At 52.2% G+C, this 13,141-nt stretch carries 8 protein-coding genes; 1 reads left to right on the top strand and 7 read right to left on the bottom strand.

From position 1 onward, the window contains the following. Window positions 1-153: 153 nt before the first annotated feature. Window positions 154-3,369 (bottom strand): discoidin domain-containing protein, encoded by a 3,216-nt coding sequence (locus KI367_RS15680; RefSeq protein ID WP_212950791.1) that lies wholly within the window; start codon window positions 3,367-3,369, stop codon window positions 154-156. A gap of 73 nt (window positions 3,370-3,442) precedes the next feature. Then, window positions 3,443-4,525 carry a peptidylprolyl isomerase gene (locus KI367_RS15675; RefSeq protein WP_212950789.1) on the bottom strand — a complete coding sequence of 361 codons (1,083 nt, stop codon included), beginning with the start codon at window positions 4,523-4,525 and terminating at the stop codon, window positions 3,443-3,445. 287 nt (window positions 4,526-4,812) lie between these two features. Between KI367_RS15675 and KI367_RS15670 the strand changes: the two genes are divergently transcribed. Continuing rightward, complete coding sequence (locus KI367_RS15670; protein WP_212950787.1) at window positions 4,813-6,141, top strand: NCS2 family permease; 1,329 nt, start codon at window positions 4,813-4,815, stop codon at window positions 6,139-6,141. A 97-nt stretch (window positions 6,142-6,238) separates the two neighbouring features. Here the strand turns inward: KI367_RS15670 and KI367_RS15665 are convergent, their stop codons facing one another. The 5 genes from KI367_RS15665 to KI367_RS15645 all read right to left on the bottom strand — a co-directional run bounded on the left by KI367_RS15665 (window position 6,239) and on the right by KI367_RS15645 (window position 13,044). After that, the gene (locus KI367_RS15665; protein WP_036715698.1) at window positions 6,239-7,609 is read right to left on the bottom strand and encodes an ABC transporter substrate-binding protein; all 1,371 of its coding nucleotides are present in this window, start codon (window positions 7,607-7,609) and stop codon (window positions 6,239-6,241) included. 135 nt (window positions 7,610-7,744) lie between these two features. Then, window positions 7,745-8,581, bottom strand: coding sequence for a carbohydrate ABC transporter permease (locus KI367_RS15660; protein ID WP_212950785.1), 837 nt, complete (start codon window positions 8,579-8,581; stop codon window positions 7,745-7,747). A gap of 18 nt (window positions 8,582-8,599) precedes the next feature. After that, window positions 8,600-9,532 (bottom strand): carbohydrate ABC transporter permease, encoded by a 933-nt coding sequence (locus tag KI367_RS15655; protein ID WP_246536980.1) that lies wholly within the window; start codon window positions 9,530-9,532, stop codon window positions 8,600-8,602. A 192-nt stretch (window positions 9,533-9,724) separates the two neighbouring features. Continuing rightward, window positions 9,725-11,320 carry a response regulator transcription factor gene (locus tag KI367_RS15650; RefSeq protein WP_212950784.1) on the bottom strand — a complete coding sequence of 532 codons (1,596 nt, stop codon included), beginning with the start codon at window positions 11,318-11,320 and terminating at the stop codon, window positions 9,725-9,727. After that, window positions 11,320-13,044: a sensor histidine kinase gene (locus KI367_RS15645; RefSeq protein ID WP_036713811.1), complete on the bottom strand. Its 1,725-nt coding sequence runs from the start codon at window positions 13,042-13,044 to the stop codon at window positions 11,320-11,322. The genes KI367_RS15650 and KI367_RS15645 overlap by 1 nt, the downstream gene beginning before the upstream one ends. Between the last annotated feature and the right edge of the window lie 97 nt (window positions 13,045-13,141).

Genomic DNA, 13,141 nt, shown 5'->3' with positions numbered 1-13,141 from the left:
TCTGTAAAATGGTTGTCTGGTAACTTTCATTTTACAAGATCAGACGGTTTTTTTGTGTTATTTTTTGCATTCAACGAAAATGGGCGGACCAGAAGTCAGTTTTCACTGACTTTCTGGACAGCCCCTTCGTTTCATCTTCTCTTGTTAAAATGGCTACGGGTTAAGCAGCCGCCCCGCGTCCCGCTGCAAAAACTCCGCGGCTTCGGCAGAGATGTGCTTCCCCTTTTGGGCCTCCACTTCTTGAATAAAGCTGCCTGCATTCCGTTTTTGCAATTTTTTCAGCAGGCTGTTCGCGATCCCTTGATTGTCGATATAGCCGCGTTCCGTGAAATGCCGAACCAGTTCTCCAAGCGTTTCATAACTGGTCAGCACCTGAAAACGGACGGATTTTTCAGCCCCGTTCCCCGCCAAATCCGCGGCTTGAACGGTCAGTACATGATCTCCAGGCTCCAACAAGTACAGAGGTACGCCGTCTAATGTCCCTAATTTGTTACCGTCCAGCAGCACTTCGGTTTTCGCCTCGTCGACTCCGGTCAGACGGTCCGAAATGTCCAATTGCGGTTGAAGCATGCCAGTGTTATATACGGAAGTCGTTACCGAACGGATCGTAATTTCCGGTGCCGTCCAATCGACCGTGATGCGGCTGGAAGCTTCAAAATGACCGTCATCCGTTTGGGCGGTGATTACCGCCGTTCCTTCTCCTGCCGCCGTCACCGTTCCCTGATCGTCCACCGTGGCCACCCGGGCATCGCTTGTGCTCCATGCGATCTTTGGATTGGTCGCGTTTTCCGGCTTAACGGTTGCCTTCAGTTCCACACGGCGATCGGAAGACTGATTAAGCACAAGCTGCGGCTGATCGAGCGAAATTCCCGTGACGGGAATATGTTCAGGAATGTGCTCTACGATCAGCTCATTGAGCGCAATGTTGCCCCAAACCCGGTTGCCATCGTTCACCTTCAACCGAAGTTTATAAGCGTTTACCGTCGGAAAAGCAACGCTTTGGCGTTCTTTCGTGCTGTCGTTCAGCTTCCACTCGATGGTAGCATCGGATAACGCGGTTAGCCAGCGGCTGCCGTCATAATATTCCACGTCAAAATCGGTAATGCCTTGGCCGATGCCGAAAAAAGTGACCAACGTGACTTTATTGACGGGCACCGGTCGATCTCCGTAATCCAGGGTGATGTAACCCGGAAAGCTGATATTGGTGGCGCTTCCCCACGCCGAGTTCAAATTGCCGTCAAGGATGTTCGTAATTTCGCCGGCCCCTGTCGGAAAACTCGTCGTGACCATGTCTTTGTATAAATCAGGATTGTTGTATAATTCAAGTTCGTTCAGCGAAAGATGTCCCGATTGCCGATTCCCGTCATGGACCTTCAATCTCAGTTTAGAGAAACGGGTCAATGGGAACTCCACGGATTTGATCTCATTATAGCCGGTCGTCGAATCCCACGTCAGGTGAACTCCCGTTCGAATCGGAACCCAGGAAGAGCCGTTATGATATTCCAGATCGAAATCCGTGATCCCGGATTCTTTCCCCATTCTCGTATTTAATTTCAACTGGTTGGCGGAAACGGGTTCATTGCCGAAATCCAGCGTAATATCGTTCGGAAACGCAGGCGAATCCTCGGATTTCCAAGCCGTGTCGTAATATTTGTCGTTAATGCTGCCGATCGGCTCGGAAGGGGAAGAATGAAACGACGTGCTGGCGACGGCCAGCGGCGCCAAATCATCCACAGGCGTGCTGACCGGACGGATCCGTACGATATCGATCGGGTCCGGCATGGAGCCGGCCGGAGGCACGCTGCCTTCATATTCGTGCGCGCCGATGTCGGGAGCCTCGTTGTATAGCGGATTGCCGAAATAGTCCCGCCCTCCGTTGTCGTTTATCCGTATGCCCGCCCCAATCAACGGGGAGCCGGCTTGCAGCTTGTATCCGCCGACGGTATTCATGCCGATCGAACCGCTTCCGGGGTCGACGAATTTCGGATCGGCGGTCACCTTATGCGCATCGGCCTGCACTAACGTGTTCCCTCCGTAATACGCGTTGTAGTCGAAGGTCTGGCCCCGCAAATCCCAGCCCCGGTCGCCGACGCTGTAATACACGTTGTTATAATTTTTGATGTTGCGCGGCGTGCCCGAAGCTTTCGTGAAATAATCGCTCATTACCGGGTTGCCGGACGCTTGGCCTACATAAACCGTATTGTTGTAATTATAGACGTTATCGATCGAGCCGCTGTAACGGAAGATGCTTTTCCGGTCATTTTGGCTGATGTTGTATCGCACGATCGTGTTGACGGTGTAATAGGTATCGTTGACAAAAAGCATGAACCCGCCGGCGTTGTCGTGGCTGTAATTGTATTGGACCAACGAACCGATGTTGCCCGCATCCACGTCGAAGCCGTGGCCGTCCTCTGCGCCGTTGACGCTTGCGAACGATTCGTTGAATTGCACGAGATTGTTGTCAGCATAAGCCCACCAAATCGAGGCGTTGGTTGCCAGGTATGTGGCTTGACCTACCGTATTGCGCTCGACGACCGCCCCGTCGGTTACGTTCCATGCGATCCCGCCGGTTGCCGCCCGGAGCACGGTGTTGTTGGATATTTTGACGTTCGTGGAAGGCGTCCACGGTCCGTAAGGTTTCGGCACCCACGGCCATAAATCGCCCATGCCGTAGCGCAAAATGCAGTTGGAGCCGATGTATATGCCATAGGCGTCCACATCCGTCAGCGTGTTGCCGTCAATCAGAATATCGTTAAAAGCACTTGGGGTGTTCGATCCGACCGAGTCGACGATAATTCCTCCGGAACGGGTCGTATAAGAACCGTCCACATCGTGGATATTCAAATTTTTGATATGAATATGATTCAATATGCCTGCTTCCTCATTCAAAATATAGACGCCTCTCCGCTGGCCCCGCGGGTTCTGCCAATCCCTGTCGAAAGGCAGCGGCGAGCTGTTCGTCACCTCGAGGTTGTTGATTTCCCAATACTGCTGATTTTTCAAAAAGACGGCTTCCAGTTCGGACGTCACCCCGGCGATTAACGGCTTGCTGCCGGTGCCGTACATGTCGATGACGATCGGGTTCCCATGTTCCCCGGAGCCTTTAGGCCATAATCTTCCATTCCAGCTTCCCCCGGCTTTAAACAAAATTTTGTCGCCCGGGGCAAAGGTCGTTGCGTTCACTTTATCCAGCGACTTCCAGGCGGAATTTTCGCTTGTGCCGCTGTTGCCGTCATCCCCTCCCAAACTATCCACGTAATACGTGGTTCCGGCGGCCTTCGCCGCAGGCGGCAAAGCGATCACCAATGAACAAAACATGGAGAAAATCAGAATCATGCCGATTGCTTTTTTGAATCCCCGTCGGCTCAATGAGCAACATTCCTTTCCGTTTTTGATTTGAGGATTTTGCAAAAATCCTCGTTTATGTAATGCCTGATCGGCTTTACATTCGAAACGTCTTGTACAGTCGTTCATTGACGACAACCCGCGCATCCGCGATCCGCTGACGAACGTAACCGGCATAGCGGTCATCGATATAGTCTTTGGACACTTGATCCTTTACGGCATCAAAAGCCAAATAGCGGGAGCCAGCCCTCACGTTCTCCAATCTTTGGATCAGGTAAAAACGGGCGTTTTCTTCGATGATTCCGCTGATCTCCCCGGCCTGCAGCATCGAAGCCGCCTGAGCTACCGGACTTTTGGCGTTATGCCTGAAGTTGTCCAAAGGATAGGATTGCTCCGCAACTTGTCCATCCGGACCGATTTCCTTTGCCGCTTGCTCGAATGCCATGCCGTTTGAGATTTTCGCCGCCGCTGCCTCGATTTTTCGTTTCGCCTGGGCCTTCCGGCGTTCATCGGCATGCAGGTCCGCATCAAGAAAAGATATCGATATCTGCCTCGCCTTTACGGCTTCGGGCGCTTGGTACAGCTCGCTTTTTTTCGTTTCGTAAAACCGTTTCAGCTGCGGTTCGTCCGGTTTCCAGTCATGTTCCGCCAAATGCTTTTTGACCGACAACACCGCATTCACCATCGCATATTCGAAATAAGCATCCTCGGTATATTGGGCAGGCCCGAACACCACCTCATGATTTTCGATGGCCTTTGCTCTTCTTTCATTTTCGTTCTCTAAATTTTGCAAAAAAACGTCGTAACGGATATCCGTCAGCACTCCCTGTTCTTTGGCGATCAGCTGCTGGACTTTCAAATTCACGCTCTCCTCCAGCGCTGTCCTCTTCAAACGCTCAAGCGGAGTTTCCCCGCCATAGGTCTCGGTCCAAAAGGAGGCCGACTGCCCGGCGCCGTATTTTTCGTGAAAATAGTCGATGACGCGGGCTTTGTTCGCTTGCACGGCTCTTTGAAACTCGCTTAAGAGGATCGGTTCGCCGTTTACGGTTGCCATCGGATCGTCGGATCGGTTGGTTTTGGAGAAAACGGGCCTTTCAACGAAGATGAACGCAATGGCTGCAATGACGGTCATTCCGGCGATAAGCCACACGCTGGATCTGCTTAATTTTCGTGACGTCATGGCCATAAGCACCTCCCTCGTCCTTGAATTTTTTGGCAATGAAAACTTTGATCTCCATCATACGGCAAGAAAATATCCAAATCATGTTATAAATGCTTCGCAAATCCATTATAGATTTCAGCAGAAAACGCTTACAATTTAAAGTTCTTTACTTTTGTTTCATATTTTTTACCTCATTGCTGACATAAATGTGATACAATCATGCACATGGCGGTTTTGCGCCGCCATTTCTTTCAATACCATTGAAAGGGTTGGGTGAGGGGCTACAATGGAAAGCAGGTATTCGGTTGGTCCACCAGGAAAACCATGGACCGTCGCATACGAAAGAGAACGCTTCACCTAGTCCGGCTTCCCGCCTTGCCCCGAGCGCTTGGCGGCGGGAGCTGTTAGCGGGAGTCGTATCTTTTTTTGCGATCGTCTACATTATTATTGTGAATTCATCGATATTGGCGGATGCCGGCATCCCCCAGGAAGCCGGGATTATCGCCACGGTTCTGGCGTCGGCGGTCGGGTGCTTCGTCATGGGCATTTGGGGAAAAGCTCCCTTGATCATCGCGCCCGGGATGGGGATTAACGCCATGTTTACCTACACGCTCGTCCAAGGGATGGGGTTGACGTGGCAGCAGGCGCTGGCGGTCGGCATGATGTCCGGCCTCTGTTTTTTGGCCATCAGCATGACCTCTTTCGTCGAAAAGTTGCGGTCGGCCATTCCCGCCTCGCTTCAGGAAGCCATCTCGGTCGGCATCGGCCTCATGCTGGTCCTGATCGGATTGCATAAAGGCGGCGTGATCGCTTCGGATCCGTCCTCGGTAATTGCCATGCGTTCGTTCGCCGATCCGGGCGTGCTTGTAACGCTTGCGACGTTGGCGTTGACGTGCATCCTCTACATGCGCAACGTGCCCGGCAATTTGCTGCTGGCCATCATCGGAGGAACGGTGCTGGCTTATCTGCTCGGAGCCGCGCCTTCGAAGGCGGCGGATGTTGGAGGGTCCTCGTGGTCCACTTACGGAGACGTGTTCGGGCAGCTGTCGGTGAAAGGCGCCTCAATAACGACGTTGATCGTCGCCGTATTTTCGCTGACGCTTGTCATCGTGTTCGAGAACGTCGGACTCATTAACGCCCAGTTGAACATGAGCGGAAAACAGGAGCGCTTTAAGCGCGCCATCCAGGCGACTTCGTTCACCGTCTTTTTGAGCGGCCTCTTCGGCACAAGCCCGACGGTCTCTACCGTGGAGGCTGCCGCCGGCATTTCGGCCGGAGGAAAAACCGGCTGGACCCCGATCGTTACGGGGACGCTGTTTTTGCTCTCGCTGATCGCGATGCCGGTCATCATGCTCGTCCCGGATCAGGCGGTTGCGCCGATCCTCGTTTTTATCGGGGGGTTGATGATGCCGGCGGTCCGCAATATTTCCTTTAAACGGCTGGAAGAAGGGTTTCCCGCGTTTTTTATCATCGCGTTTATCCCGCTGATGCACAGTATCGTGGACGGGATCGCGATCGGTTTCATCAGCTATGCCCTGTTCCATGTCGCGGTCGGCAAATGGCGCGAAGTGAAGCCCCTCTTTTATGTCGTGTCGCTTCTCTTCGTGATCTATTTCGTGATGCAGGCGATTTGATCCGCACAAACGAAAAAAAGCCCGCTTCGTACGCTTTGGCGTGCGAGCGGGCTTTTTCGCTGCCTGCTGCTTTTGGCTTGAGTCAGTTGAAAACCAACTACTTTGCTTCTTTTTCGTTAATGATTTTGGTCGCTTCCTCCACCATCCACTTCTGAACGTCGTCAATCGGTTCGTTGCTCAGCATGAATTTGCTGAACCCGTCATCGATGACTTTGGTCAGATCGGAAGAGCTTGTCGTCACGATCGGCGAAGCGTCCAAATATTTGATGTCCGGACCAAACAGCGTGTTTTTCAACGAATCCACGTCGTACATGTCCTTGTTTTTGCCGACCAGACGGTCAAGCACTTTGTTTTGGTCGGATTTTTTCCAGCCGGAGAACTCCATTCTCGATTCCGAGTCCGTCGTCGTCATGAAGCGCATCAGCTTGTAGGCTTCTTCTTTATGTTTGGACGTTGCCCCCATTGCCAGCTGGCCGCCGCCCACGAAATATTTGCCGCCCTCGTAGTTTTTAGGCAAAGCATTCTGCGGCGGAAGCGGTACCGGCGCAAACGCGGTTTTGAAATCATGCGGATACTGTTCCACGTTCCCCGGATCCGGGATCATGAAGCTTCCCGAAAGCAGCATCGCGGCATCGCCGCTGAAAAATTCGCTTCGGTAGTTCAGCTTGGCGGCAAGCGTATCGGCGTAAGGCTTCGCGGATTTGTCGATGTTCTCCATGTCCTTGCGAAGCTGGAAGAAGTATTTGTACGTCGGGTCCGAAAGGATGGTGGTGCCGTCATCGTAGCGGAACGGGTCTTTCATGACCGTCTGGGCCGGCGCGTTCATGTACAGCTCCCATGTATGGAAATACGTGCCGTAACGTTTGTCGACGCCTTCGCCTTTGGTCAGCTTTTTCGCGTAATCGCGGAAATCGTCCCATGTCCAGCCATAGGTCGGCACGGGCAGCCCCGCTTCGTCCAACGCATCTTTGTTGAGCAGCACGAACTGATAACCCGCGGTCATCTGCATGCCGTAATATTTGTCGCCTACCTTCGGATTGACGTAATATTCGTCTTCCGGCTTTAACCCTTCTTTGTCGTAAAATTCATTCAACGGAGCAAGCGCCCCCCGGGCCGCCCGTTCGATCACGGTGCCTGAGCTCGGCAGGTTGACGACATCGACGGCTTCGCCGGACGATATGAGGAAATCGAGTTTTTTCAGCATTTCCACCGAGTTGCCGGGAACCAGCACGACATGCTCTACTTTGATGTTCGGATTTTGCGCTTCGAATTCTTTGAGCATCGCGTCCGTCGCGGCTTCCTGATCGGCATTGTCCCAGTTGTAGTACTTAATCGTGACTTGTCCATCGGACGATTTCCCGCTTCCGCCGGCCGAACCGGAATTGCCGCCGCATCCGCTCAGCGCGGTAAACGCTGCCAACAACAGGCAAAGTGAAGCCACAAAATTCCGTTTGCTTTTCCTTCTCATTTTTCTGCCCCCTAAATATGGAAGTTCCTCATCCTTGCAACCCCAGTATAATCACTGGCCGCGGTTCGCAAGTGCATAATTTTGAGGTATAACGATCACTTTTTTGACTTTTTGAAACCGCATACGCGATCAATGTCAGCCCTTGACCCCGCCCAAGGCGATCCCGTTGATGACCTGTTTTTGCAAAATGATGAATACGATCAAAAGCGGCACGATCGCGGAAAGCGAGGCCATCATCATGATGGCGTCGTTGGTCGTATAATCGTCCCGGAACAAGGTCATGCCGAGCGGGATGGTATACAGGTCCTTCGTCTGCAAAAAGATGAGCGGGTTCTGATAGTCGTTCCACGACCAGATGAATTTGATGATGGCCACGGTCGCCAGCACCGGCCGGCAGAGCGGGACGATGATCGACGCGAAGGTTCGGAAATGGCCTGCCCCGTCGATTTTCGCCGCTTCGATGTATTCATCGCTGATCCCCACCATAAACTGGCGCAGCAGGAACGTAAAATAAATCGAAAACATGCTCATGAAAATCAGCGCGACATGCGTATCATAGAGCCCCATCCAGCGGATGAGCATGAACCGCGGAATCAGCGTTGCCTGGTCCGGGATGATCATGAAGGCGAGCAGCGCCGTAAACACCAGGTTTCTTCCGCGAAATTTAAGCTTCGTGAACGAATAGGCCGCCATGGTCGACACGAGCAAGGTGATGAACGTAACGATGACGGCAACCTTGATCGAGTTGAAATAAATGTGCAGGAAGGGGACTTTCCCCATCCAAACCGCTTTGAAATTGTACACCACATTTATCGATTTAGGAATCCACTCAATGGGAAAACGCATGACGTCCTTTTCGAATTTAAACGCCGACGAGACCATCCACACGAACGGAATCAGGAAAAATACGGATAAAGCTCCCATTAGCACCGTCGTAATGAGCTTTGAAATATTTCTGCGAATAAACGGCATGGTCGTCCTCTCCTCCTTCTACTCTTCTTTTCTCATTTTCCAGGTAGCTGCCGTAATAGCCGCAATAATGGCAAACAGCAGCCAGGAAATCGCGGAAGCATAACCCATGTTGTAGTTCACGAACCCTTCCTCGTAGATCCGGAACACAATGACCGTCGAGGAATTGTCCGGCCCTCCTTCCGTCAGGTAGGAAATGATATCGAACACTTTAAAGGAGCCGATCAGCATCGTGATGAGCAGGAAAAAGGTTGTCGGGCGAAGCAGCGGAACCGTAATTTTAAAAAACTTCGTCAGGGCCGTAGCGCCATCGATTTCCGCGGCTTCATACAGTTCGCTCGATATGTTCGTAAGTCCGGCCAGATAAATGATGATCGTATACCCGAGTCCGGCCCAGGAGCTGATAATGGCGATCGAAATGAGCGACGTTTTGGGATCCACGAGCCATTTCGGCGGGTTGGAGATGCCCAGGTCCATCAGGAACTGGTTCACCGGCCCCAAAGAAGGATGGAACAATGCGCTCCATACGGCCGCAACGGCAATGATGGACGAGATATACGGTATAAAAAACACGACCTTAAAATAGTCCTTCCAGAACACCTTGTTATGGATCAAAACGGCGAGCACGAGCGCGATCGCGATCGGAACCGGAACCGTCAGGACGGTATAAATCAAATTGTTTTTCAGCGCCTTCAGGATCGTCGGATCCTGAAACATGTGAATGTAATTTTCGAGCCCCGCGAATTTGATCCCCGAAATCCCGGACAAAAGGTTCCAGGAAGTAAAGCTTAAATACAGGGAAAATCCAAGCGCAAAAACATTGAGCAGCAGCATCCCGACGATTTCGGGAGCAAGGAACAACCAGCCGACGAGGGCCTCCTTCCGCTTGGGCGTCCAAAATTTGCGGGCTTTCTGAGGTTTCTCGGTCTTCAGACTTGGTTTGGCAGCTTCCACTTGTATCACCTCAACATGATTAGTTGGCCTCAAGGCCGCGTGTACGATTTGCAAAATCCAGGGATTTGAACTTGCTTATATCATAAAAAAAATCCATCCCGCTCGAAGGATGGATTCTGACCTGGTATGGGTAATATTTTGACTTTTTCCGCACCGAGCCGATGTTGGCCGGCCGCCGTGGCTGCAAGCGCTTCATCTCGCGGTTTTGCTTACGGCATGCTTCGCTTTGTACTCGCTTGGCGTCATCCCGATGTATTTCTTGAACACTTTGGAAAAATAGGTGCGATCGGAATAGCCCAGCCCCATGGCGAGCGATTCCAAGGTCTGCGCGGAGCTTTTCATCATTTTGGCGGCGATGCCCATTTTGTATTGGTGGACGTAATCCGTAAAATTGACGCCGGTGAGACGCTTGAAATAGCGGGAAAAATAACTGGAATTCAAATATAAATACCGGGCGATGTCGATCGAAGTGATATTGTCGGCCAGGTGCTGGTCGATAAATTGCTGAATCACCTGCAGCTTCGGCTCTTGGATGGCCCGGACCGCTCCCTTCTGCTGATGCTGCGCGATGTGCGCAAGCTGCCTTTCCGCAAGCTCCATGCAATCGTCCAAGGTTCTCGCCGCACGGAGGTAACCGTATCTTGTCTCATCCGTCTTTTTCCCCGCAAAGATGACGTCCATGCGGCGCAGCAGCATCGTAATTTCCTGAATGAACTCGGCCGGTTCAAAACGCTTCTCCTTGGCCATATGCCCGATGGAAGCGGCCAACTCGCGAATGGCGGAGAGATCGTTTCCCAACACCGCACGCTCAAGCTCCGCTTTCATGCCGTCCAACGTCCCTTGGGGCAAAGGCAAAAACATGTTTTGCACGAGGAGCTGCATGTCGGCAGCCGTAAAATTCCCATTCTCGTAAAACTCGTATTTGTGCCGAATCATCTGATGATAGCAGGAACCCAGGGCCGCAAGCTCCATTTTGTCCGTCACGGCCGAGATGTTTAACCGCAATTTCAAAAATTGCTCCGTCCGGGACCGCAGCTCCCGCAAATAATCCCGAAAATGGGAGCAGGCGTTGCCGGCCAAATTCAACCTGTAATTATATAAAACGATCAAATGATCCTGCTCCATGAACGGCGTGATCCCTTCGTATGACGAAGCGAGCTCGACGGCGATATTGTATACGGCATAAGCGATCAACGGGACGTTGCCTTGAACGTACAGCCGTTCAAAGGTCGCATAATGCAAATGCGCGATCCCCATCATGAACCAAGGGTATTGCCATGAGATCCCGAGCCCGGCCGCGTACTCGCGCATCGTTTCGGGATGCACTCCGTCCAGCACCCGTTGGATGAGACCCTGCTTGAACAAATCGCTGTTATAATTGGAGCTTTTATGAACCAACGGAGTTCCTTTGGAGCGGAGGAGCCGGATCGATTTTTGCAAACTTTGCTCCAACTGCGCTGCGGTCAACTGATCCTTGAGCAGGTAATCGTCGGCGTTCAGCTTGATTGCCTGCTGGGCATAATGAAAATCTTCATGGCAGGTCAAGAAAATGACACGGGTGTCGGGTTTCATGCCGCGGAAGGCCTCGGCAAGCTCAATCCCGTTTTTTTGCGGGAGTCCGATGTCGGTCACGACAATGTCCGGCCAAGTCTCCTGGAACATATGCAGCGCTTTGGCGCTCGAATAGGTCGAACCGACGATATGGAGCTGGAGCGCATCCCAATCGATCATTTGCTTCAGCACCTTCAGCATCGGAACGTCATCGTCGATCAACATGACTTTAAACATCAGATAACATACCTCCCTGGAAGAGTATTGCGGGTATCCCGATCCGGTATTCGCAGCACGGCGGTGATCCCCCGCCGCTTGTTCGGAACCAGCGCGATTCCCGCTTCCGAACCGAAGGATAACCGGAGCCGCTGGGCCACGTTGATCAGCCCCACCCTGTCATAAGGGGTATCCGGGCCGGAATCGGGGATTTGCAGCCGGTCGTTCACCATTAAGAGCCGTTCTTCTTCGATGCCGTCGCCGTTATCCTCGATTTCGATCGTGACGAATCCCTGTTTTCGTTGGGCGCGGATCCGAATGCAGGCATCCGGATGATCCATCAGTCCGTGCACGATCGCATTTTCGATCAAAGGCTGCAGCATCAGCTTGGGCATGGTCCAAGACGCTAAACCGGGTTCCAACTCGATCGTAAGCTGCACCGGAATGTCGTTCCGGATTTTCATGATATCGACGTAATGGCGCATCAATTCACATTCTTCCTGCAGCGTCGCCGGTTCGTTAAATTTCATGTACGCGCGTAGCAGGCTCATCAAGGAATCGATAATGCCGCTGTGCAGATGATCCTGCTGCAGGATCAGGCTGCACTTGACCGAATTGAGCGTATTGATCAGAAAATGCGGGCGAATCTGCATGAACAGCGCCTCCAGCTCCATGACCCGCTTTTGCTCCTGCTCCTGTTCGATGTCGTGAATCAGTCCCTGAAGCTGATCGAGCATCGTATTTAGCGTGCGGCTCAGCTCGGCGATGTCGTCCCTTCCCTTCACTTCCAGCCTGGCGTCCAAATTTCCCATGCCGAACTGCCGGACGACGCGCTGCAGCTTTTGGATCGGCCTGTGCAGCCTTTTGGCGATAAACATCGACGAAATCGAAAAAATGACGAAAAACAAAACGACGCCCCCGATCCCCGCGTAAAAGGTCCGAGAAATTTTCCCGGTAAACGCCTCTTTGCTGGCCTCATAAACCAAGGTCCAATCCGCTTTGTCGAGCGTCACTTCCGAGCGCAGGTTGGACGGGGGGGCTGCCGGATCGGGCGCGGAAAGCTCCGCGCTTCCGGCAATGCGGTTCTGTTTTGCATCAAACAAGGCCACCTTGCCGAACTCGACCGGCTTGAGAAGCTTTTCGAAATACGATTGGGAAATCCCGATCAGAAGAACCGATAAATACTGCTTCTCGTGTTTGTCGTGGATGACCCTGGCAATGTAATAGGTTCCGGCTTTGCCCGGGTTGTCCCTCACCATGCCGAGCCACTGCAACGTTTCCGGCTGGTTGAAATCGATTTTGCCGTACAATTCGTCCAAGTGCTTGTTGACGCTTGTCATGTCGTCTTCGCTCGAAGGAATGATAAAGCGCTTACGGTTTACCAGATACATCCGGGTATTGTTGTTCAAAGGCTTGGACGTGATCAGGGAAAAGACGCCTTTAATCTCGGTGAAGTTGGTGTAATCGTCGTAAGACCGCAGACGGTCCGTATCGGCGAAGTTTTTCAGGTATTTTTTGAAGCTTGTATCGTTCACCATGAAATGGGAGGCAAACGATGCGTCGTCTATGGTTTTGCCGATTTCGTCGGTCATGACCTTCAAAAAATTGTCGTTCGTCAATTGCAGCTTCTCTACCATCGTTTCTTTGATGAGCGCAAAGGAAATCACCGAAACGGTGATGATCGGCACGATAATGAACAACAGGAATGACAGCTGGATTCTGCGGTAATAGTTCAGCTTGAACATGGGTGACTTTCTCCTCTTTCATGCTTCTAAGATGATCATGCTACCCGTATCGTATCTCGTCTCGGACAAGTTGTCATTCCTTTTTGTCGAATCCCGG

This window comes from Paenibacillus cookii (genome assembly GCF_018333375.1).
Classification (GTDB): domain Bacteria; phylum Bacillota; class Bacilli; order Paenibacillales; family Paenibacillaceae; genus Paenibacillus_AQ; species Paenibacillus_AQ cookii.
Note: the sequence above shows the minus strand (reverse complement) of the source record. Positions and strands in the feature narration are given on the sequence as shown.

Bases quoted from the DNA above. Each gene is read 5' to 3' on its own strand.
- KI367_RS15665 (WP_036715698.1), bottom strand. From the start codon at position 7,609: ATGAGAAGGAAAAGCAAACGGAATTTTGTGGCTTCACTTTGCCTGTTG.
- KI367_RS15645 (WP_036713811.1), bottom strand. From the start codon at position 13,044: ATGTTCAAGCTGAACTATTACCGCAGAATCCAGCTGTCATTCCTGTTG.
- KI367_RS15675 (WP_212950789.1), bottom strand. From the start codon at position 4,525: ATGACGTCACGAAAATTAAGCAGATCCAGCGTGTGGCTTATCGCCGGA.
- KI367_RS15650 (WP_212950784.1), bottom strand. From the start codon at position 11,320: ATGTTTAAAGTCATGTTGATCGACGATGACGTTCCGATGCTGAAGGTG.
- KI367_RS15660 (WP_212950785.1), bottom strand. From the start codon at position 8,581: ATGCCGTTTATTCGCAGAAATATTTCAAAGCTCATTACGACGGTGCTA.